The following is a 21,909-nucleotide window of genomic DNA, read 5'->3' on the forward strand; positions in this document are numbered from 1 at the left end:
GTCCAGGGGCCGGGGCCGGCCGGATCTGCTGATCCGGCCGGCCCCGGCCGCCATGGCATCGCACGGCACGCACCAGGCACAAGGCATCAGGCACCAGGCACCGCAGCACGAACCGAAAGGAACGCCCATGGCACGGATGCCCTCGGCCGAGCGGCGCCGGCAGCTGACCGAGGCCGCCATCCGCGCGATGACCCGCGACGGCGTCGCCGCGACGACGACCAGGTCGATCGCCGCCGAGGCGGGCGTGTCCCTGAGCGTCTTCCACTACTGCTTCGAATCCAAGCAGGCCCTGCTCGAATCCGTCATCGCGGCGATCACCGACCACAGCGTCACCCTGGTGAGGGAGGCGATCCAGCCGAAGGCCACCCTGCGGGAGACCGTCCGGGCGGGCTTCCAGGCGTACTGGGACCATGTGTCCGCCCACCCGGGCGAACACATGCTCACCTACGAACTCACCCAGTACGCCCTGCGCCGGCCGGACTTCGAACACCTGGCGCGGCGGCAGTACGAGCGGTACTGCGCCACCTACACCGAACTGATCGAGCAGCTCCGGCATCACATGGGCTTCGAACTCCGCGTGCCCGTGAGCGTGCTGGCCCGCTATCTGGCCGCCATGACCGACGGGCTGACGCTGAACCATCTCGCTCTGGGCGACGACAGGATCTCGACGGACATCCTCGACGTGATCACCGACCATGTCGCGGGCCTCGTCGGCGACGACGGTCCGGAAGAGACCGCGGCCTAGACCTCGGCGCGGACCTGCCGGGCCGCCTCGACCAGGTTCTCCAGGGAGGCCCGGGTCTCCGGCCAGCCCCGGGTCTTCAGTCCGCAGTCGGGATTGACCCACAGCCGCTCCGCCGGGATGGCCCCCAGTCCCTTGCGCAGCAGAGCCGTCGCCTCGGCCACGGAGGGGATCCGCGGCGAGTGGATGTCCCAGACCCCGGGGCCGACCTCGCGCGGGTAGCCGGCGCCCGCCAGTTCACCGGCGACCTGCATGTGGGAACGGGCGGCCTCCAGGCTGATGACGTCGGCGTCGAGGTCCTCGATGGCCTCCACGATGTCGCCGAACTCGGCGTAGCACATGTGCGTGTGGATCTGGGTGTCCGGGCGGACTCCGCCCGTGGTGAGCCGGAAGGACTCGGTGGCCCAGGCGAGGTAGGCGGCGTGGTCGGCGGCCCGCAGCGGGAGGGTCTCGCGCAGGGCGGGCTCGTCGACCTGGATGACCGGGGTGCCGGCCGCCTCCAGGTCGCCCACCTCGTCGCGCAGGGCGAGCGCCACCTGGCGGGCGGTGTCGCCGAGGGGCTGGTCGTCGCGGACGAAGGACCAGGCGAGCATGGTGACGGGGCCGGTCAGCATGCCCTTGACCGGCTTGGACGTCTGCGACCGGGCGTACGTGGTCCAGCGCACGGTCATCGGGTCGGGGCGGGAGATGTCGCCGGCCAGGACGGGCGGGCGGACGTAGCGGGTGCCGTAGGACTGGACCCAGCCGTGCTGGGTGGCCAGGTAACCGGTGAGCTGCTCGGCGAAGTACTGCACCATGTCGTTGCGTTCGGGCTCGCCGTGCACGAGGACGTCGATGCCGGCCTTCTCCTGGAAGGCCAGGACCTCCCGGATCTCGGCCCGGATGCGGTCCTCGTAGCCGTCGGTGTCGATGCGCCCGGCCCGCAGGTCGGCGCGGGCCGTGCGCAGTTCGGTGGTCTGCGGGAACGACCCGATCGTGGTCGTCGGAAGCAGCGGGAGGCCCAGGTGTGCCCGCTGGGCGGCCGTCCGCTCGGCGTACGGCTGGGCGCGCCGCCCGTCCGCGTCGGTGACGGCGGCGGTGCGGGCCCGGACCGCCGGATCGTGGGTGAGGGCGGAGCCGGCGCGGGAGGCCAGGTCGGCCCGGTTGGCGGCGAGTTCGGCGGCGATGGCGTCCGTGCCGCGGGCCAGACCCCGGGCGAGGGTGGCGACCTCCGCGGTCTTCTGGCGGGCGAAGGCGAGCCAGCGCCGGACCTGCGGGTCGATGTCCCGTTCGGCGCTGGCGTCCAGCGGCACGTGCAGCAGGGAGCAGGAGGTGGCCACGTCCACCCGGTCGGCGAGCCCCAGGAGGGTTCCGAGGGTGGCGAGGGACTTCTCGTAGTCGTTGATCCAGATGTTGCGGCCGCTCACGACACCGGCGACGAGGCGTTTGCCGGGCAGGCCCCCGACGGCGGCGAGGTCGTCGAGGTTTGCGGCCGCCGCCTCGGTGAAGTCCAGCGCGAGGCCTTCGACGGGTGCCTTGGCCAGCACGGGCAGGGCTTCGCCGAGCCGGTCGAAGTAGGAGGCGACGAGCAGCTTGGGCCGGTCGGTCAGGCCGCCCAGTTCCCGGTACGCGCGGGCGGTGGCGTTCAGCTCGGCCGGGGTGCGGTCCTGCACCAGGGCGGGCTCGTCCAGTTGCACCCACTCGGCTCCGGCGGCGCGCAGGTCGGCCAGGACCTGGGCGTAGACGGGCAGGAGCCGGTCGAGCAGGGCCAGCGGATCGAAGCCGGCGGCGACGCCGGGGGCGGGCTTGGCCAGCAGCAGGTAGGTGACGGGGCCGACCAGGACCGGGCGGGCGGTGTGGCCCAGCCCGCGCGCTTCCCCCAGTTGGGCGACCTGACGGGTGGAGTCGGCGGTGAAGATGGTGCCGGGGCCGAGTTCGGGCACCAGGTAGTGGTAGTTGGTGTCGAACCACTTGGTCATCTCCAGCGGCGCCACGTCCTGGGTACCGCGCGCCATCGCGAAGTACCCGTCGAGCGGGTCGGCCGCGACGGCGGCGCGGTGCCGCTCGGGGACGGCGCCGACCATCACGCTGGTGTCGAGCACGTGGTCGTAGTACGAGAAGTCACCGGTCGGCACCTCGGTGATGCCGGCGTCGGCCAGCTGCTGCCAGTTGGTGCGGCGCAGGTCGCGGGCGGTCTCCCGGAGGGCGTCGGCGGTGACGCGGCCCTTCCAGTAGCCCTCGACGGACTTCTTCAGTTCGCGGTTCTGGCCCTGGCGGGGGTAGCCGTACACGGTGGCCACGGTGGGCCGTCCTGCGGTGGCGGGGGTCTTGCGGGTCACGGAACTCTCCTTCGCGAGCGTTCTCCTGTGGACCCGGTGAGGGGCCGAGGGCGCGAAGGGATGACGAACCGGGCGGAGCCCGACCGGGTACGGGTACGTGCAGCTGCACGCGTCCGCGGTCGTCCGCCTGATGTGTCGCCGACCCGCCCACGAGGTCACCGGGATTTCCGTGCGCGATCGGTCGCGTACGGGCAACGGGCAGGTCTTCGGACTCGCGGGCACGTCTCGTCGTACGGATGCCGTACGAGACTCCTACTGGCCGTCGCTTCCCAGACCCGTCCGGGCCCAGTGCGTATGACGGCGGTCGTTCCCGCTCACCGCTGCGGGGCAGTCCCGGATTCCCACCGGGTTCCCTCTTACGACGCATCCCGCCTGGCGGACGGGGCGAACCAGCTGCCCGGCCAGAGTAGACGGCGTTCCCCGTCGGCGCGCGGAGTTGTCCGGCATCCGGATGGTGGGGTGAGACCCACGAGGGTCGAAATCCAGCCATTGAGTGAATTGCATCACTGAGACGCGAGTTGTGTCCCTCTTGTCCGTTTACCGGATCGAACTGCCCGGTCAGGGCAGTACGTTGCAGCTCTCTGCACCGAGATCACTCGATGACCACCGGAAGACCGAGGAAGTATGGGTTCCCCGATGAGCGCCCGGCCGAGGGCCGCCTTCGTCGTACGCGCCGCCCTGGTGTCCGTGCTGGCCTGGGGCGGTCTCACCGCCTGTGCCGCCGACGAGGAGAAGCTGCAGTACGCGACCGATTACGCGGGCCACGAACCCCTGGGCGTGGTCGGGTACCCCACCTCCGAGTCCCTCGGGATCACCCAGAAGCTGATCTGGCGGCTCGCCGACGGCAAGGCCGAGGAGGTGGAGGCGCTCGCCGACGACCCCGATGACGCGAAGGGGGACGTCGAGCGGACCGCCCGGAACTGGATCCGGGCCTTCCACGAGGGGGCCAAGGGGAAGGTGACCGCGGACTTCTACGACGAGGGGTCCGTGCGGCAGCTCGTCGTCGTGTACTTCCACGACACGGGCCAGACCAAGTCGTTCCTGGTGCGCCTCGCCGGAAGGACCGGAGAGGACGGCTGGCGCGTGACCATGCTGGAGCCGGATCCGAAGCAGGCCTCGGCGGTCCCCGACTGGGTTCCGAGGACACCCGGGAGCCTCGGCTCGAAGACGACGCGATGACCCGGTCCGGCCGCCTCGTCGCCAGGTGAAAGGGCGCCGTCCCGCGGATCACTCCGCCGGACGGCGCCCTCGTCTCTCCGGGAACGGGAACGGTCGGATCAGGACCGGTCCAGCAGCGTGGTCAGGACCTCGTGGAGGACCGCTGCCGGATCCGCCACCGCCTGCGCCGAGCGCCAGGCCACGAAACCGTCCGGTCGGACGAGGATCGCACCCTCCTCGGCCGTGCCGTGCACCTCGCTCCAGTCGCCGCCGTTCGCCGGGATCAGGTCGGCCTCCGGGCCGGTGCCGATCGCGTACACGTCCAGGGGCAGGCCCAGCAGTTCGGCGACGGACCGCCCCGCGGCACGCCACGGCGTGCCCTCGGAACACAGCAGGACGAAGGAACGCTCGTAGAGGTCCACGGTGGACTTCGGATCCGGATCCCCTGGACCGCAGAGCCACATGTGCGGTGCACGGCTGCCCGGATCCCCGCAGAGCCGCATCCGTTCGGGTACGACGGGCCGGTCCGGGTCGGCGCCCAGCACCGCGCCCCGGTTGTAGCGGTAACCCATGGCCACGGAGAGGACCCCGCCCTGCCGGCCGCCGCCCCCGCCCGGCGCGGAGTCCGGCCCGGCCGCGGGCGCGGCCCCGGAGGCGGACCCGGGCTCGGGCTCGGGCTCGTACCCCGGGTGGCTGTGCTCCGCCGAACGCGCCGAGGCGCGCTCGCTCGTCGCCCGGGCCACCGGCAACCGCTCGGCCTCGTAGGTCTGCAGCAGCCCCGGCCCGGCCGAGCCGTTCAGGACCGCGGCGAGTTTCCAGGCGATGTTGTGGGCGTCCTGGATGCCGGTGTTCGAGCCGAACGCCCCGGTGGGGGACATCTCGTGGGCGGAGTCACCGGCCAGGAAGACCCGGCCGACGGCGTACCGCTCGGCGACCCGCTCGGCGGCGTGCCACGGGGCCTTCCCGGTGACCTCGACGTCCAGGTCGGGGGCGCCGACGGCCCGGCGGATGTGCTCCACGCAGCGCTCGTCGGTGAAGTCCTCCAGCGTCTCGCCCCGGTCCGGGTGCCAGGGCGCGTGGAAGACCCACCGCTCGCCGTTGTCGACCGGCAGCAGGGCCCCGTCGGCATCGGGCTTGGTCAGGTAGCACACGATGAAGCGCCGGTCGCCGACCACGTGGGGCAGCATCTGCGACCGGAAGGTGATGCTCACGTTGTGGAACAGGTCCCCGGAGCCGCTCTGGCCGATCCGGAGCGCCTCCCGCACGGGGCTGCGCGGCCCGTCGGCGGCGACGAGGTAGTCCGCGCGCACCGTGCTGTGCTCCCCGGTCTCCCGGTTCTTCACGATCGCGGTGACCCCGCCCGGGTCCTGGTCGAAGGAGAGGAGTTCGGTGGAGAACCGCAGGTCGGCTCCGAGTGAGGGGGTCACGGACATCAGGACCGGCTCGATGTCGTTCTGGCTGCACAGACACCATGCCGCCGGGCTGAAGCGCGCGAGCGCGCCACCCGGGTCGATTTCCTGGAAGAGCCACTCCTGGTCGTCACCGGTCAGCGAGCCGCCCTGCATGATGCCGTGGTTGTCCGCCAGGACCGAGGCGGCCTCACGGATCCGGTCCTCGACACGGGCGACCCGGAACAGTTCCATCGTCCGTACGTTGATACCGCGTCCGCGTGGGTGCATCGAGGTACCCGCGTGCTTCTCGACCACCATGTGTCTGATGCCATGCCGGCCGAGGAAGAGCGAGGTGCACAGACCCACCAGCGAGCCGCCCACGATGAGGACCGGGACGTGGTGGTCGACGTTTTCCTTCATGGCTCTTCCATGCCCTGTACGAGCCCGGTTCCCTCGCTCGTTCACCCGCTTGGTTCTCTCCTCTCGCGCCGCAGGGATTACGGGACAACGATCGGTTCGGGTGGCGCCGCCCGTGGCGACCGTGTGGTCTCGAAGGAGTGTGAACGATGACAACCTTGTCGGAACGGATATCCCAGTCCGCCTTCGACGGCTCGAGGCTTCGGGTCGTGCTGCTGCTGGATCTGTACGACGGTGCGCAGAATCAGTTCCTGGAGGTGTACGAACATCTCCGCGAGCAGGTGTCCTCCGTCCCCGGACACATCCGCGACGAGCTGTGCCAGTCGATCGAGAATCCGTCGCAGTGGCTCATCACCAGCGAATGGGAGAGCGCACCGCGGTTCTTGGCCTGGGTCAACAGCGAGGAACACGTCGCGTCGGTGCAGCCGCTCCACGGCTGCGTACGGGACACCCGCTCGCTGCGATTCAGCGTGCTGCACGTGACAGGCAAGGGGCCGGGCCCCGGCTCCCTCTCCCCCACCGGCCCGCCCTCCGCCGCCTCTTCACCGGACGCCGCGGACACGGCCCGGGGCGGCCTCCGGGTCGCTCCGCGGCGCGGTGACGGCGTCGTCCGCCACGCGCTCACCTTCACCGTGAAGCCCGGCAGCGAGCCGGTGGTGGCGGAACTCCTGGCCGGGTACACCTCCCCGCAGGCCCAGGTGGACGAGAGCACCCGGCTGCGCCGCACCTCGCTGTTCATGCACGGCAACCGTGTCGTGCGGGCGGTCGAGGTCGAGGGCGACCTCCTCGCGGCCCTGCGCCACGTGTCCCAGCAGCCCGAGGTACGGGCGCTGGAGGAGGCCATCAACCCGTACCTGGAGCAGGACCGGGATCTCAGCGACCCCGGATCGGCCCGGATGTTCTTCACCCGTGCGGCGCTCCCGGCGGTGCACCATGTGGCGGCCGGCGGCCGCGAGCCCGCGGACGTCAGCCGGCACGCCCTCTTCTATCCCGCGAAGGACGGGTGCGGCATGGCGCTCGCCCGGCTGCTCGCCGGGCAGGACGAGGCGGCCGTGGACGACCCGACGAGTCCCATCGAGGGCAGCACCGTCTTCCAGCGCGACGACATCGTCGTGCGCCTCCTCGACCTGCGCGGCCCGCTCGACGCGCGCCCCGCACTGGCCCTCGGCGTCGAGGGCGGCCACAAGGCTGCTGTGCTCGCCCGGCTGCTCGACAGCGCCAAGGACGGCGTCCCCACCACCGACCAGGAGATCTCACGCTTCCTCGCGCGCTCTGAAATGCGCCTGATCACCGACCGGCGTGCGCCGGTCCAAGCCTGAGGAGTTGTCCGTCATGACCGCTCGACTGACCATGGAAGAACTGGCCGCCCTGATGAAGAAGGGGGCCGGCGTCACCGTCGACCCCGCGGCGATGGCGAGCCGCCCCGACTCGGGCTTCGACGAGTGGGGGCTCGACTCCCTGGGACTCCTCGGCATCGTCGGTGAGCTGGAGAACCGGCACAGCAAGCCCCTGCCCGCCGACGCCGACCGGTGCAAGTCGCCGCGCGAGTTCCTCGACCTCGTCAACAACGCCCTGGCGGCCTGACGCCGAGGCACGGAACACCGAAAACGCCCTCGAGACCGGCTTCGTGCCGGTCTCGAGGCGTGCGGTCCTATGCCGGCCGGCGTCACCCGGGCACGGTGCACTCGAACGCGTGCAGGTACGCGTTGACCGGCCGGATCTCGCCGATCACCAGTCCGGCGTCCTCCATACGGGCGCACAGGCTGGCCTTGGTGTGCTTCGCGCCACCGACGTTGAGCAGCAGCAGCAGGTCCATGGCCGTGGTGAACTTCATCGACGGAGTGTCGTCGACCAGGTTCTCGATGATGACGACCCTGGATCCGGGGCGGGCCGCCTCGACGACGTTGCGCAGGGTCCTGCGGGTGCTGTCGTCGTCCCACTCCAGGATGTTCTTGATGATGTACATGTCGGCGTCGACGGGGATGGCCTCACGGCAGTCCCCGGGGACGATGTCGGCCCGTGCGGCGAGCGGACCGTCCTCCCGCAGCCGCGGATCCGCCTTCGCCGCCACGCCCGGCAGGTCGAGCAGGACGCCTCGTACGGTCGGGTGCTTCTCCAGCAGGCTCGCCAGTACGTGTCCCTGGCCGCCGCCGATGTCCGCGACGACCGAGATCCCGGTGAGGTCGAGGAGCTCCGCGACGTCCAGCGCCGACTGCATGCTGGAGGTGGTCATGGCCCGGTTGAACACGTGGGCCGACTCGTGCGCGTCCTGGTGCAGGTAGTCGAAGAACCCCTTGCCGTACAGCTCGTGGAAGACGCTGCCGCCGGACCGGACGGCGTCGTCGAGCCGCGGCCAGGCCTGCCAGGTCCAGGGCTCCGTGCACCACAGGGCGATGTAGCGCAGGCTGTGCGGGTCGTCCTCGCGCAGCAGCCGCGACATCTCCGTGTGGACGAACTTCCCGTCCTCCGTCTCCGCGAAGATCCCGTAGCAGGACAGGGCGCGGAGCAGCCGTTGCAGGGGCAGCGGCTCGGAGTCGACCGCCACCGCGAGTTCGGCGGCGGTGGCGGGCGACTCCCCGAGGGCGTCGGCCACCGCGAGGCGGGCCGCGGCCCGTACGGCGGCGGCGCAGGCCGCGCCGAAGACGAGCTCCCGCAGGCGCATGGCCGGCTGGGGGGTGTGCTGGGGGGACGGGATCGGGGTCGGTGTGGGACTTACCGTGGTCATGAGGCCTCGATTCTGCTGATCAGGGGGGTCACGCGTCAGCACATCCCGGCCGGCACGGAGGATGCGCACCGGTTGTTGACGAACTGGTTGCCGGTGCCGGTCCCCTGGTTGGCCAGGTCCGCCGGCTTGTTGTCACGCACCACGTTGTCCCGGATGACGTTGTCGGTGTTCGTCGCGCCCACGAAGCTCTTGAACAGCAGGATTCCGCCCGACAGCGGGGAGGCTCCGACGTTGCCGCGGATGTCGTTCGAACGCACGACCGTTTCCTCGGCCCCGGTGAGGACGATGCCGACGCCCTGGATGTCGGGGAGGCGGCTGTTGCCCTTGCAGAACTTGTTGTTCTCGTGGATCCGGTTGTTGCGGATGGTCATGTCCCCGGCGCCGGGCTCGCCCTCGTCGCCGACGACGAAGATGCCGCCGCAGTTGCCGGTGAGGTTGTTGCCGTAGACGGAGAGGTTCCGGACGCGCCGGACGGTGACGCCGATCCGGTTGCCGGTCAGCGTGTTCCTGCGGACCACGGCGCCCAGGGTGTCGGTGGCACCGCCCTCCCGGTCGACGGTGTTGGCGATGAAGAGGCCCGACTCGACGTTGTCGCGGGCGGTGTTGTCGCGGAAGAGCCCGCGGGTGGAACGCTCCTGGGCGATGCCCCAGGTGCCGTTCTTCTCGGCGATCACGCGCTGGACGCTCAGCCGGTCGGTGTAGGAGGCCCAGATGCCGTTGCGCTTGAAGCCCGAGACGGTCAGCGACCGGATGTCCACGTCGACGACGGGCCGCTCCGCCGTCCCCATGACGCAGATTCCGGTGTCGGCCTGCGAGCAGGCGAGCGCCCGGCCGGACGGCGCCGTGGCCGCGGTCGGCGCCGTCGCCGCGGTCGGCGCCGTGGCCGCTCCGGGTGCCACCGGCGCCGCCGACACGCCGGGGGCCGGGGGTGCCACGGGGGCGACCGGCGTGACCGGCGTGACAGCCGTGACCGGCGGCTTGATCACCGTACGGGCACCGAAGCCGCGCAGGGTCAGCCGCTTGGTGATCAGCACGTTCTCGTAGTAGGTGCCGGGCATCACGGTGATGATGTCGCCCGGCCTGGCGTAGTTCACCGCGTCCTGGATCGAGTCGCCCGGATGCACTCTGCGTCCGGCCTCGGCGGCGGCAGTCGGCGCGAGCACGCCGAGACCTGCCGCCATGACGACTGCGATGCACGTGAGGGACTTGATTTGTCGGTTCGTCACGATTCTGAAGTTATGGGCGATTACGACCTATTGCCACACTGCATGGGCGGATGGATACATCCTGTGGGCAAACGGCCGCATTTTGCCGTCCGGAGGAGTGGATAGTCGTACTCCGGGAGACGGCCGAACGGGGGTGACGCCCGATCAGCTCCGGCCCTACGGCGTGTCGCCCGGCCCGGACGGACCCGGAGGCGCGTCACACGGCGGCGAGACTGGCCGCTCCGAAGGAGACGTCGAAGCGATCGCACCAGATGGTGACGCTGGTGAGCTCGGCGACGTTCACGTCGGCGGGCACCGGATAGTTCTGGTCCCCCTTGTTGCCCTTGAGCTTGCCGAGGCTCACGTGCTTGCCGTCGTCGAAGACGCGCCAGCCCGCCACGCCCTCCTTCACCGGGGCGTCGGTCAGCCACACCCGCAGGTCCGGGCCGTTGCTGGTGTCGAGGTTCGCCAGCCGCAGCGTGTGGGACCCGTCGGGGAGCCGGATGAGCTCCACCGTGCCGGTGGTGCTGTGCTCGTGGCTGATGAGCGTCCCGCGGGCCACGGTCACCGGGGCGGCCGCGGCACCCGGTACGGCCGCGGGCGCGCCCGGACCCGACGGCGCGGCGGCGGCCGGGAGCGCCTCGCGGACGGTCTCGTCCTGCCACAGCTTCCACGGCTGCAGCCAGTACAGCGCCACCGCCAACACCACCGCCGCCGCGATCGTTGCTCCGCCCCACAGCCGTCCGCGCCTGGTCCGTGTCACTGCCGTCCCTCTTCTTCGCCTTTGCCGGTCACTACCTACGGATTCAACGCGGCCGGGCCGCCGTGCGCCATGCCCGCACCGATGACGAAAGTCTTACGCCGCCCCGCCCGGCCGTTGCCCGCCGCTCTGCGTCCGGGCTGGTGGCAGGGAGTTTCCCGGGCTCCGCCGCGTTGGGCGACGGGCAACCCGTCGACCCCGGTGCGGGCCGAGGGCAGCCTGAAGCCGTCAGCACGAGGCCAGCACCACAAGGGGAAATCATGCGCAGGATCTTCCGCGGCGCCGCCGCGCTCGCCACCTCCGTCGTCGCCGTGATCGCGCTCAGCGGCACGGTCGAGGCCAAGCCGGCCGACGCGTGGGCCGGCTGCCCGGACGGGGCGGTCTGCATCTACCCTCAGAACCAGAACCCCGCCGTCAAGCCGACGCACGTCTTCTACACCTACGGGGCGCACAACCTGAGCAATCAGTTCGGGAACCACTGGGTGCTCAACAACCAGTACGGCGGTGCGACCGCAAATCTGTGCACGGGTTCCGGAGGTTCGGGCTGCGGCAGCCCCATCGCCGCCAAGACCGGTGTCCACGCCGACCTCACGCCCGTCAACTCGGTCCGGCTCAACCCGTAGCGGCGCCCCCTTCAGAGCGGCGCGCGGAGCCGCCCGACAGGCGGCTCCGCACACTCGTGTTCCGGTCATACCGGTTCGAAAAGGCGGCCGTCCGCCTCACCCCCGCTGTAGCCTGGGCGCTCCCGTACCGCTGCCTGGGCGCGCACTGCCATGGGGGATGTCTTGGGGGATCCGGACCGCCGGCCAGAGACCGACCGCCCGCACGGGTCCGACGACGCCGCGGTGCCCTTTCCCGCACAGCTGAGACGTCTGCGGGTGCAACGTGGCCTGTCCCTCGCGGACCTCGCCCGGCAGACGCATTACAGCAAGGGCTATCTGAGCAAGATCGAGACCGGCTCGAAGCGCGTCACCGTCGACGTCGCGCGACGCTGCGACGACGTACTGCGGGCCGGGGGTGAACTGGTGCGGATGGTGCGGGAAACGGGGCCGCGCGGCGACGGCGGGGCCGACGGCAGTGGCGGCGACGCCGGTCCGCAGGCCGACGGCGAATGTCCCTACCGGGGCCTGCCGGCCTTCACCGCGCGGGAGGCCCGCTGGTTCTTCGGCCGGGAGCGGGCGACGGCCGAGCTGATCGAGCGGGTCTTCGAACGGATCGGCGACGGGCCGCTGATGCTGCTCGCCCCGTCGGGCGCGGGCAAGTCCTCCTTGCTGAACGCCGGTCTCGTGCCGGCGCTGCGCGGGGGCGGCTTCCCGATCCCGGGCTCCGACTCCTGGCCCGTGCTGCGGTTCACGCCCACCGCGCACCCGCTGGAGGAACTGCTGGACTGCGCTGCGAAAGCCCTGGGCGGCGATCTCGGCGTCACCGTGGGCGAGGTCCGGGACCGGCCGCACGCGCTGCTCGAAGCCGTCCGGCGGCGCTCGGGCCCTCCCCCGGCGGACGGCCCGGACCGGACGCCGCCGCCCCCGCGTCCGGTGCTGCTCGTCGACCAGTTCGAGGAGCTGTTCACGCTGTGCTCCGACGAGGACGAGCGGCGCGCGTTCGTCCGGGTGCTGTGTGCGCTGGCGGCCGCACGTCCCGAGCCGGACGGCCTCCTACCGGACGGCCTCCTACCGGACGGCCTCGCACCGGACGGCCTCGAAGCAGAGGGTCTCGAAGCGGAGGGCCTCGACCCCGCCGTCGTGGTGCTCGGCGTACGGGCCGACTTCTCCGGGAACTGCCTGGACCTGCCGGAGCTGGCCCCGGTCTTCACCCGTGGACTCTTCGTCCTGCCCCCGATGTCCCTGGCGGAGCTGCGGGAATCGATCACCCGCCCGGCGGACCTCGCCGGCCTCACCCTCGAACCGGGCCTGTTCCCGCTGCTGATGAGCGATGCCGGACTGCGCGACGATCAGCCCGATCGGACCCCCTCCGGGGTGCTCCCCCTGGTCTCGCACGCCCTGCTGGCCACCTGGCGCCAGCGCGAGGGCGCCGCCTTGACCGTCGGCGGGTACGAGCGCACGGGCGGCATCCAGGGGGCGATCGCCCGCACCGCCGAGGAGGTGTTCACCCGCCTGTACCCGGCCGAGCAGAACACGCTCCGCCGCGTCCTGGTGCGGCTGGTGCACGTCGCCGACGGTACGGGCGCCACGCGCCGCCGGATGAGCCGGGCCGCCCTGATGGAGCAGCTGGCCGACGCGGGCCCCGCCGCGGCCGCGCTCGACACCTTCGTCCGGGCCCGCCTGATCACCATGGACAGTGACGCCGTCGAGATCACCCACGAGGCCCTGCTTCATGCCTGGCCGCGGCTGCGCGGCTGGATCCGCGCCGACCGGGCCGGGCTGCTGGTCCACCAGCAACTGGCGCACGCCGCCGCGGAATGGGAGCGCGAGGGCCGCGATCCGTCGGCGCTGCACCGCGGGACCCGGCTGGAGACCGCCCGGGCCTGGGCCGACGAGCACGACGGCAGGAGCCGGCTCGGCCCGGTGGAGGCCGCCTTCCTGCGGGCGAGCCAGGACGCGCAGGACAGCCGTGAGCAGCAGGCCGGGCGTCAGGTGCGGCTGCGGCAGTGGACGCTGGCCACGCTCGTGGTCCTGCTGGTCCTCGCGGTGGGCGCGGGCGGGCTCGCGTACCAGCAGCGCTCGGGCGCGCTGGGCCAGGAGCGCGTCGCCCGTTCGAGGGCGCTCGCCCTGCAGTCCGCGGCGCTGGCCTCGGGCCGGCCCGAGGCCTCGATGCTGCTCGCCGGGGAGGCGTACCGGACCTCGGCGACGAGCGAGGCCCGCGGGGCACTGCTGAGCACCCAGTCCCAGCCGTTCGTCGCCCGTCTGGGCGGGCACGGCGGGCCGGTCAACGCGGTGGCCTTCGGCCCGGGCAACGGCCTGCTGGCGACGGCCGGTTCCGACGGGACGGTGCTCCTGCGGCGGGTGGCCGACCGCCGGACGATCGCGACCTTCACCATGCCCGGGCGGGTGCGCGCGGTGGCCTTCAGTCCCGACGGGTCGATGCTCGCGGCCACGTCGACGGACGGGCCGGCGCGGCTGTGGGACACCGCCGGCCGTGGCACGGGGGCGCAACTTCCGGAAAGCACGGCGGGCGCCCGGGCCGTGGCCTTCGCGCCCGACGGGCGGAGCCTGGCCGTCGCCGGTGCCGACGGGACGATCGGGCTGTGGGACGCCACCGGGGACCACCATGCCCTCGCGTCCCTCACCGGCCACAGCGGGCGGGTGAACGCCCTGGCGTACGCCGCCGACGGCCGGACGCTGGTGTCGGCCGGCGCCGACCGGACCGTACGGCTGTGGGACCCGGTGGAGGCCGGTCCCGCAGCCGTCCTCACCGGGCACACCGACGAGGTGCTGGGCGTGGCCTTCGCCCCGGACGGCCGTACGGTCGCCACAGGGGGCGTCGACCGCACGGTACGGCTGTGGGACGTGGCCGGGCGCCGGACGACGGCCACGCTGCCCGGGCACAGCGACGACGTCAACGCGGTCGCCTACACGCCGGACGGGACGACGGTCGTCAGCGCGGGCGGCGACGGTACGACCCGGCTGTGGGACGTGGCCGGGGGCCGGGCCACGGCCACGCTCGCCGGCCACACCGACTACGTCCTCGGGGTGGCCGTGGACAGCGGTGGGGCCATGCTGGCCACCGCCGGTTTCGACCAGTCGGTGGTGCTGTGGGACCTGCGGGGCGCGGTTCTGGCCTCGCGGCCGTTCACGGAGGTCTGGCACGCGGCGTACAGCCCGGACGGGAAGTGGCTGGCCACCGCGGAGGCCGATCACGCGGTGCGGCTGTGGGACGTGGCGGGGCGCCGGGTCCTGGCGACGTTCGCGGGGCACGGCGAGACGGTGTTCTCCGTGGCTTTCGCGCCCGACGGGCGGACCCTGGCCTCGGCCGGTTCCGACGGCACGATCCGGCTCTGGGACACCGCGGCGCGCGGCCGGTCCGCCGTGCTCGACGGCCCGGGCGGGACCGTGTTCGCGGTGGCCTTCTCCCCGGACGGGCGGACCCTGGCGTCGGCCGGTTCCGACGGCACCGTACGGCTGTGGGACGTGGCGGGGCGCCGCCCGCTCGCCGTCCTCACCGGTCACACGGACTTCGCCAACGATGTGGTGTTCAGCCCCGACGGGCGCACCCTGGCGAGCGCCGGGGACGATCTGACGGTCCGGCTGTGGGACGTGGCGGGGCGCCGCCCGCTCGCCGTCCTCGCCGGCCACCGGGGCGCGGTGCGCGGTGTGGCCTTCAGCCCGGACGGGCGGACACTGGCGAGCAGCGGCAACGACGGGACCGTACGGCTGTGGGACGCGCGGCGCCACCGCTTCGAGGCGGCGCTGGCCGGGCACACCGGCTCGGCGCGGGGCCTCGCCTTCTCCCCTGACGGCCGCACGCTCGCGAGCAGCGGCAACGACCGCACGGTCCGGTTGTGGGACGTGGCCGGGCGCCGGACGGTGGCCACGCTGTCCGGCCACGCGAACGCGGTGTGGGGCGTCGTCTTCGCCCCCGACGGACGGACGGTGGCCAGCAGCAGTACGGACGGCACCGTACGGCTGTGGGACCTGGACGTCGGGGCGCGGCTGGCGGCGGTCGAGAGGCTGCGAACGTCCGGGTCCGCGGGGCTGGACGGGGGTCCGGCCCGGGAGGGTGCCTTGCCGGTCTGGCTCAGGCGTTCGCGATGACGAGCAGGGTGCGTGCCGCGGCCGGGCCCGACAGGCGGCAGCGGTGCGGGAGTTCGCCCCGGTGGTGGGCGCTCTGGCCCGCGCGCAGGGTCAGCGGGTCCTCGCCCTCGACCTCCAGGACGATCTCGCCCTCCAGGACGTAGAGGAAGTCCTCGCCGGGGTGTTCGAACCAGCCGCGCTCGCCCCGGCCGGGCTCGAAGTGGTGCTCGTAGGCCTCCATCACGGTGCTGCGCCCGCCGGGGATGAGCACCTGGGCGATCTGTCCCGCGGCCTCGTTCACGCGGATCACCTGGGGGTCGCTCTCGTGGCTGACGGCGCCGGGCCGGTCGGGCGGCCGCAGGAAGGTGCCCGGGGTGACGTCCAGGGCCTCGGCGATCCGGTAGATCGAGCTGAGGCTGGGCGTGGCGAGTCCGCGTTCCAGCTGGCTGAGGAAGGGCTGGGAGAGGCCTGAGCGGGTGGCGAGTACGGCCATGGAGACGCCGCGCTGCTTGCGGCAGCCGCGGATCACCCGTCCGACCTCGATCGCTTCGGGGGTGGGTTCTGGGCGAGACACGCAGGTGAACGTACCTCATCGGGTACGGCGTTCCGGGGGGCCGCGGGAGGTTTCGCACTGCCGCAACACTCCCGACATAAGCGTGGTCAATTATTGACCTCACTTATCAACGCGTCGGAACGAACGCGCCGAAACGATCGAGGAGCCGCCCCGTGCACGCCACCCCCTCACCCCCCGGCCGGGGCCTCGCCGGGCTCGGCCCGGCCCTGGGCGCGGCCGGCGTCGTACTCGCCCTCTGGTACCTCCTCGCCCACTCCGGCGGGGTCGCCCCGGGACTGCTGCCCACGCCCGGCGAGACCGCGGCCGCCCTGGCGGACAGCGCCCGCAGCGGCACCCTGGCCGCCGACCTCGGCGCCAGCCTGGCCCGCGCCGGACAGGGCTTCGCCCTGGGCGCCGTCACCGGCAGCGCGCTCGGCTTCACCACCGGCTACCTGCGAGAAGTGTCCGCCGCCGTCACCCCGGTCATCTCCTTCCTGCGGCCGATCCCGGCCATCGCGCTGGTACCGCTCGCGACCGCCTGGTTCGGCATCGGCGAGAGCGCCAAGCGCCTGCTCATCGCGTACGCCGTCCTCCTCGCCGTCTGGCTGTACGTCCACGACGGGGTGTCCCGGGTACCGGTCTCCCATCTGCGGGCGGCCCGGTCGCTGGGGGCCCCGCTGCACCGGCGGTTCACCGAGGTGCTGCTGCCCGCCGCCGCGCCCGCCCTGCTCGCGGCGCTGCGCTACGGGGCCTCGGTGGCCCTGCTCGCGCTGGTGGCGGCCGAACTGGGCGGTGCGGACAGCGGGCTGGCGTACCGGCTGCAGGTGGACGGCCAGTTCCTGCGGGTGGACCGGATGTTCGCGGGGCTGCTCGTCCTCGGGCTGCTCGGGGTCGCCGTCGACCTCGTCCTGGCCGCCGTGGGCCGCCGGTTCGTGCACTGGAGCGCGTCATGAGCCTCGCGGTACGGCTGGAAGGGCTCTCGGCGGGCTACGGGGCCGGCGCGCCGGTGCTGGAGCACACCGACCTGGAGTTCGCGGCGGGCTCGTTCACGGCGCTGCTCGGGCCCAGCGGATGCGGCAAGTCCACGGTCCTCAACACGGTGGCCGGCTTCGTACGGCCCACCGCCGGGCAGGTGACCGCGGGCGCGGAGCCCGTGCGCGGGCCCGGCCCGGAGCGGGGCGTGGTGTTCCAGCACTACGCGCTGTTCCCGTGGCGCACGGCCCGGGGCAACGTCGAGTTCGCCCTGGGGCGCCTCGGGCTGCCCCGTGCGGAGCGCCGCCGGCGCGCCCTCGCGGCGCTGGCCGAGGTGGGGCTCGCGGACGGCGCGGAGAAGTACCCGGCCCAGCTCTCGGGCGGGATGCAGCAGCGGGTGGCGCTGGCCCGGGCGCTGGCCGCCGAACCCGAAGTGCTGTTGATGGACGAGCCGTTCGGAGCGCTGGACGCGCTGACCCGGACCCGGATGCAGACCCTGCTGCGGGAGCTGTGGCAGCGCCGCGGCACCACCGTCCTGTTCGTCACGCACGACATCGACGAGGCGCTGGCGCTCGCCGGGCGCGTGATCGTCCTCGGCGGGAGTCCCGGGCGGGTGCTCGCCGACCACGCCGTGCCGTCCGGACCGCCCGATCCCGACCTGCGCTCCCTGATCGCCCGCCACCTCGGTTCCGAATGATCCCGCCCATGTCCACGGAAGGACTGTTCACCATGTCCGGATTCACCATGCTCAGACCCCGCGCGGTGGCCGCCGCACTGCTGGCCGCCCTGCTCTCCCCGCTCGCCACGGCCTGCGGCGGTTCCCCGTCGGGCCCGGCGGACGGTGGCCGTGCGGCCGTCACCCTCGCCGCGAGCGACCATCTCGGCGGCGCCCCCGTCTACGTGGCCGAGGAGCGCGACCTCTGGTCGGCCGAGGGCATCGAGGCCACCGTCACCACCCAGCCCACCGGCCGCGACGCGCTCAACGCCGTACTCGGCGGCCAGGCCCAGCTCGGCGTCGTCGGCGATCTGCCCGCCGTGACGGCCGCGCTGGGCGGGCGCGAGCTGCGGGTCGTCGCCGACCTGTCCCGGTTCTCCGACTGGCGCCTGCTCACCCGGACCGACCGGCAGATCACCGGCTTCGCCGCGCTGAAGGGCCGCAAGGTCGGAGTCCCGCAGGGCACGAACGTCGAGTACGCGCTGTCGCGGATGCTCGCCTCGGCGCAGCTGACCGCGGCGGACGTCACCGTGGTCAACCTCGCCCCGAACCAGGTCACTTCGGCGCTGGCCCGCGGGGACGTCGATGCCGGGGTCACCTTCCCCAGCTTGTACGACGCCGCGCGCACCGCTCTGGGCGGCTCCTACGCCGAGCTCCCCTTCACCGGGTACACGGCCAGGACCCTCCTCGTCGCCGGGCCCTCGGCGAACGAGGAGAGCACCATCGCGGTCCTGCGCACGCTGCTGCGCGCCCAGCGGGAGCTCGGCGCCGACCCGGCCGGTGCCCGCAAGGCCGTACTCGCCCAGTCCAAGGGCGTCCTCCAGGCCGCCTACGTCGACACCTACCAGCCGCGCTACACCTACGGCGCCACCCTCTCCCCCGAGCTGCTGGCGCAGCTGGAGGAGGAGGCCGCCTGGGCCAAGGCCGCCCAGAACCTGCCCGGCGCCGCCGACCGCGCCGCACTGCTGCGGTACCTGAACGCCGGCCCCCTGGCGGCCGTCGACCCGGCCGCCGTCACCGTCCGCTGAACCACGCGCACGTACACGCAAGCGCACGGGCACACCCACACCCACCCACCCAGGAGAGATCCCATGACCGTCGACCAGAACACCCTGCGCCGCCGCGGCGTCGGCCTGATCGCCCACGACCCCGAGCGCAGCTACGGCGGCCTCACCCTCTACACGCCGATCACCAGTGCCGGCGAGATCCACCTCGTCGACATCGAGGGCCGGCCGGTCCACACCTGGAACTCCCCGCACCCGCCCGGCCGCCAGGCGCAGATCCTGCCGAACGGAAACCTCTTCTACGCGGCCAAGGACACCGGCGGCCCGACCCTCTTCCCCATCTGGGACGTCTACCACGGCGGCATCTTCCAGGAGCTGGCCGCGGACTCGACGGTGATCCGCGAGGTCCGGCACCCCTTCCACCACCACGACGCCTCGCTCCTGCGCAACGGCAACCTGATCATCGGGGCCGTCGAGCCGCTGGACCCGGCCGACGCGGCCCGGATCCGGGGCGGCATCCCCGGATCCGAGGCGCCCGGCGGGGTGATCTACGGGGACGTGGTGTACGAACTGACCTGGGACGGGGAGATCGTGTGGCGCTGGGCCGCCATCGAGCACCTGGATCCGGAGGAGGTGCCGCTGAACCCGCACTTCGCCCGCAACCACTGGCCGATGGCCAACACCGTCAACGAGAGTGCGGACGGCTCGATCGTGGTGGGCTTCCGCAGTGCGTCCACCACCGTGTCGGTGGACCGCGCCGACGGGTCCGTGCGGTGGCGCATCGGCCCGGACGTGCTGGCCCAGCAGCACCATCCGCACGAACTGCCCGGCGGGACCCTGCTGGTCTTCGACAACGGCACCTACCGCGACACCACTTCGGTGCCGTACTCGCGGGTGCTGGAGCTCGACCCGTCCACCGGCAAGGAGGTGTGGGCGTACGAGGACAACCCGCCGCAGAACTTCTTCAGCCCGTACATGTCCAGCGCCCAGCGCCTGCCGAACGGCAACACCTTCATCGCCGAAGGCTCCTTCGGACGGCTCTTCGAGGTGACCCCCGGCGGGGAGGTCGTGTGGGAGTTCGTGGTCCCGCAGTTCCGGTCCTTCGGGGAGGGCGTGGGCCTGGAGTCCTCGGCCGGCGCCCAGAACTCGGTCTTCCGCGCCTACCGGTACGCCGCGGAGCAGATCCCCTGGCTGTGAGACAGACCCTCACGCCCCGTCAGTCCCCCGTGCCCCACACGCTCCATGCACCCCGAATTATTGCGCCGGAAGGCGTTTCATGTACGGCTGATTAAATTGCCGCACGCTTATCCGGATACCGATCAGGAACGTTGACAGCCCTTCTCCGGGCTGCCTAGTTTACGCCGCAGATAACGACATCGGCGGCCTCTTCTTTCCGGCATGACGGCTGCTTTTTCGATTCTTCGATTTGTCGAAGCTGCTGGAGTGTCCGTGACCGAATCCCTTGTCCTCGCCGCGCCCACCGGCCCTTCCGGCCCGCCCGCGCCGGCCGAGCGGGTCCGCCCGCTCCGCCGTCCCGGGCGGTGGCTCGCCACCGGCGTCGTGCTGGTGCTCGCCGCCCAGGCCGCGCACGGGCTGCTCACCAACCCCTTCTACCAATGGGACCGCTTCGCCTACTGGTTCCTGCGGCCCGTCATCCTCGACGGGCTGCTCATCACCCTCCAGGTGGCCGCGTACAGCGCAGTGCTGGGCCTGGCCGGCGGTGTTCTGCTCGCCCTCGCCAGGCTCTCCGCCAACCCGGTGCTGCGGTCGGTGAGCTGGACGTACGTCTGGCTGCTGCGTTCCGTGCCGCTGATCGTCGTCCTGCTCTTCCTCTACAACCTCGGGGCGCTCTACCCCACCCTCGGCATCGGGGTGCCGTTCGGACCGGCCTTCCTCGCCTTCGACGAGTCCCGGCCGGCCCCCGACATGGTCATCGCGGTCGTGGGCCTGAGCCTGGCCGAAGCGGCGTACGCGGCCGAGGTGGTACGGGCGGGCCTGCTCTCCGTGGACCAGGGCCAGCACGAGGCGGCGGCCGCGCTGGGACTGCCCGGGCGCTACCGGTTCACCCGGATCGTTCTGCCGCAGGCGCTGCGCGCGATCGTCCCCTCGTACGTGAACCTGCTGATCGGGCTGGTCAAGGCCACCTCTCTGGTCTTCTACGTGTCCCTGCTCGACCTGTTCGGCTCGGTGCAGAACCTGGCCGGCACCTACTCGGGCGACGTGGTGCCGCTGTTGCTGGTGGCGACCGCCTGGTACGTGATCCTCACCAGCCTGATCTCCGTCGTCCAGTTCTACGTCGAGCGGTACTACGCGCGCGGTGCGCTGCGCACGCTGCCGCCCACCCCGGCGCAGCGGGTCCGGGCGGCCCTGCGCGAGCTGCGGGTCCGCTACCGGAAGGAGACGGCCCGATGACCGCGACCACGACCACGACCACGACCGATGCTCTCGCCGCGCCACCCGCCGCGATCGAGGTCCACGACGTGCACAAGTGGTTCGCGGGCCGGCCGGTCCTGGACGGGGTGAACCTGACGGTCCCGCCGGGCACGGTCACGGTCGTCCTGGGGCGCTCCGGCTCGGGGAAGTCCACCCTGCTGCGGGTCATCAACCACCTGGAGAGGCCCGAGGCCGGGTACGTCAGCGTGGGCGGCGAGCCGATCGGCGTCCGGCGGCACGGAGGGCGGCTGAAGGAGCTGAGCGAGCGGGCGATCCTCGCCCAGCGCAGCCGGATCGGCTTCGTCTTCCAGAACTTCAACCTCTTCCCGCACCTCACCGTGCTGGACAACGTCGCCGCGGCTCCGGTCGCCACCGGGCGGCTCCCCCGCGCCGGGGCCGAGGCCCTGGCACGGGAACTGCTGGACCGCGTCGGGCTCGGGGACCGGACCGGCGCCTATCCGCGGCAGCTGTCCGGAGGGCAGCAACAGCGGGTGGCCATCGCCCGTGCCCTCGCGCTGCGGCCGGGGGTCATCCTCTTCGACGAACCCACGTCCGCGCTCGATCCGGAGCTCGTGGGCGAGGTGCTGTCCGTGATCAAGGAGCTGGCCACCGGGGGCACCACGCTGGTGATCGTCACGCACGAGATCGGCTTCGCCCGCGAGGTGGCCGACGAGGTGGTCTTCCTCCACGACGGGCGCGTGGTCGAACAGGGCCCGCCCGCGCTGGTACTGGACCGGCCCGCCCACCCGCGCACCCGGGAGTTCCTGAGCAAGGTCCTGTGACCCCGCCCCTCCCCCCTCCCCCCTCCCTAGCTCCCACTCCCAC

The 21,909-nt window shown here is 72.5% G+C and carries 18 protein-coding genes and 1 riboswitch; of the genes, 12 read left to right on the forward strand and 6 right to left on the reverse strand.

Annotated elements, in window-relative coordinates; genetic code table 11:
* The first annotated feature begins 127 nt into the window (after window positions 1–127).
* Complete coding sequence (locus tag ACFY0D_RS29375; protein ID WP_390801045.1) at window positions 128–745, forward strand: TetR/AcrR family transcriptional regulator; 618 nt, start codon at window positions 128–130, stop codon at window positions 743–745.
* Here ACFY0D_RS29375 and metE read toward each other — a convergent pair.
* On the reverse strand, window positions 742–3,060 hold the full coding sequence (gene metE / locus ACFY0D_RS29380) for a 5-methyltetrahydropteroyltriglutamate--homocysteine S-methyltransferase (RefSeq protein WP_390801046.1): 2,319 nt from the start codon (window positions 3,058–3,060) through the stop codon (window positions 742–744). The two genes, ACFY0D_RS29375 and metE, sit on opposite strands and share 4 nt — an antisense overlap.
* Window positions 3,061–3,239: 179 nt before the next feature.
* A riboswitch (cobalamin riboswitch) is annotated at window positions 3,240–3,469 on the reverse strand.
* Between the two features lie 227 nt (window positions 3,470–3,696).
* Here metE and ACFY0D_RS29385 point away from each other — a divergent pair.
* A complete protein-coding gene (locus ACFY0D_RS29385; RefSeq protein ID WP_390801047.1) occupies window positions 3,697–4,239 on the forward strand; it encodes a hypothetical protein in 543 nt (180 codons plus the stop codon).
* A gap of 98 nt (window positions 4,240–4,337) precedes the next feature.
* Here ACFY0D_RS29385 and ACFY0D_RS29390 read toward each other — a convergent pair whose 3' ends face one another.
* A complete protein-coding gene (locus tag ACFY0D_RS29390) occupies window positions 4,338–6,074 on the reverse strand; it encodes an FAD-dependent oxidoreductase (protein ID WP_390801048.1) in 1,737 nt (578 codons plus the stop codon).
* A 101-nt stretch (window positions 6,075–6,175) separates the two neighbouring features.
* Here ACFY0D_RS29390 and ACFY0D_RS29395 point away from each other — a divergent pair, with 101 nt between their 5' ends.
* On the forward strand, window positions 6,176–7,345 hold the full coding sequence (locus tag ACFY0D_RS29395; protein ID WP_390801049.1) for a SchA/CurD-like domain-containing protein: 1,170 nt from the start codon (window positions 6,176–6,178) through the stop codon (window positions 7,343–7,345).
* Window positions 7,346–7,358: 13 nt separating this feature from the next.
* Window positions 7,359–7,610 (forward strand): acyl carrier protein, encoded by a 252-nt coding sequence (locus ACFY0D_RS29400; RefSeq protein ID WP_314251526.1) that lies wholly within the window; start codon window positions 7,359–7,361, stop codon window positions 7,608–7,610.
* A gap of 82 nt (window positions 7,611–7,692) precedes the next feature.
* Here the strand turns inward: ACFY0D_RS29400 and ACFY0D_RS29405 are convergent, their stop codons facing one another.
* The 3 genes from ACFY0D_RS29405 to ACFY0D_RS29415 all read right to left on the reverse strand — a co-directional run bounded on the left by ACFY0D_RS29405 (window position 7,693) and on the right by ACFY0D_RS29415 (window position 10,719).
* Window positions 7,693–8,751, reverse strand: a complete 1,059-nt coding sequence (locus ACFY0D_RS29405; protein ID WP_351161795.1) for a methyltransferase — start codon at window positions 8,749–8,751, stop codon at window positions 7,693–7,695.
* Window positions 8,752–8,786: 35 nt separating this feature from the next.
* Entirely contained in the window at window positions 8,787–9,977 is a 1,191-nt protein-coding gene (locus ACFY0D_RS29410; RefSeq protein WP_390801050.1) for a nitrous oxide reductase family maturation protein NosD, read from the reverse strand.
* A 196-nt stretch (window positions 9,978–10,173) separates the two neighbouring features.
* Window positions 10,174–10,719, reverse strand: coding sequence for a DM13 domain-containing protein (locus ACFY0D_RS29415; protein WP_390801051.1), 546 nt, complete (start codon window positions 10,717–10,719; stop codon window positions 10,174–10,176).
* 257 nt (window positions 10,720–10,976) lie between these two features.
* Between ACFY0D_RS29415 and ACFY0D_RS29420 the strand changes: the two genes are divergently transcribed.
* Together ACFY0D_RS29420 and ACFY0D_RS29425 are read left to right on the forward strand one after the other, a co-directional pair.
* Window positions 10,977–11,339: a hypothetical protein gene (locus tag ACFY0D_RS29420; protein ID WP_390801052.1), complete on the forward strand. Its 363-nt coding sequence runs from the start codon at window positions 10,977–10,979 to the stop codon at window positions 11,337–11,339.
* A 150-nt stretch (window positions 11,340–11,489) separates the two neighbouring features.
* Entirely contained in the window at window positions 11,490–15,428 is a 3,939-nt protein-coding gene (locus tag ACFY0D_RS29425; protein ID WP_390801053.1) for a helix-turn-helix domain-containing protein, read from the forward strand.
* Here the strand turns inward: ACFY0D_RS29425 and ACFY0D_RS29430 are convergent.
* Window positions 15,412–15,981, reverse strand: coding sequence for an XRE family transcriptional regulator (locus ACFY0D_RS29430; protein WP_351161803.1), 570 nt, complete (start codon window positions 15,979–15,981; stop codon window positions 15,412–15,414). The two genes, ACFY0D_RS29425 and ACFY0D_RS29430, sit on opposite strands and share 17 nt — an antisense overlap.
* Window positions 15,982–16,133: 152 nt before the next feature.
* On the opposite strand from ACFY0D_RS29430, the gene ACFY0D_RS29435 reads away from it, so the two are divergent.
* From ACFY0D_RS29435 to ACFY0D_RS29460, 6 genes are all read left to right on the forward strand, one after another.
* The gene (locus tag ACFY0D_RS29435) at window positions 16,134–16,913 is read left to right on the forward strand and encodes an ABC transporter permease (protein WP_390801054.1); all 780 of its coding nucleotides are present in this window, start codon (window positions 16,134–16,136) and stop codon (window positions 16,911–16,913) included.
* Window positions 16,910–17,629 carry an ABC transporter ATP-binding protein gene (locus ACFY0D_RS29440; RefSeq protein ID WP_390801055.1) on the forward strand — a complete coding sequence of 240 codons (720 nt, stop codon included), beginning with the start codon at window positions 16,910–16,912 and terminating at the stop codon, window positions 17,627–17,629. Before ACFY0D_RS29435 ends, ACFY0D_RS29440 begins: the two co-directional genes overlap by 4 nt.
* 8 nt (window positions 17,630–17,637) lie before the next feature.
* Window positions 17,638–18,675: an ABC transporter substrate-binding protein gene (locus ACFY0D_RS29445; RefSeq protein ID WP_390801056.1), complete on the forward strand. Its 1,038-nt coding sequence runs from the start codon at window positions 17,638–17,640 to the stop codon at window positions 18,673–18,675.
* Between the two features lie 63 nt (window positions 18,676–18,738).
* Window positions 18,739–19,848, forward strand: a complete 1,110-nt coding sequence (locus ACFY0D_RS29450) for an aryl-sulfate sulfotransferase (RefSeq protein ID WP_390801057.1) — start codon at window positions 18,739–18,741, stop codon at window positions 19,846–19,848.
* Between the two features lie 201 nt (window positions 19,849–20,049).
* Window positions 20,050–21,063: an amino acid ABC transporter permease gene (locus ACFY0D_RS29455; protein WP_390801058.1), complete on the forward strand. Its 1,014-nt coding sequence runs from the start codon at window positions 20,050–20,052 to the stop codon at window positions 21,061–21,063.
* Window positions 21,060–21,866 (forward strand): amino acid ABC transporter ATP-binding protein, encoded by an 807-nt coding sequence (locus ACFY0D_RS29460; RefSeq protein ID WP_390801059.1) that lies wholly within the window; start codon window positions 21,060–21,062, stop codon window positions 21,864–21,866. The genes ACFY0D_RS29455 and ACFY0D_RS29460 overlap by 4 nt, the downstream gene beginning before the upstream one ends.
* Window positions 21,867–21,909: the final 43 nt, after the last annotated feature.

It is taken from the genome of Streptomyces sp. NPDC001502 (assembly GCF_042894785.1).
Classification (GTDB): domain Bacteria; phylum Actinomycetota; class Actinomycetes; order Streptomycetales; family Streptomycetaceae; genus Streptomyces; species Streptomyces kutzneri.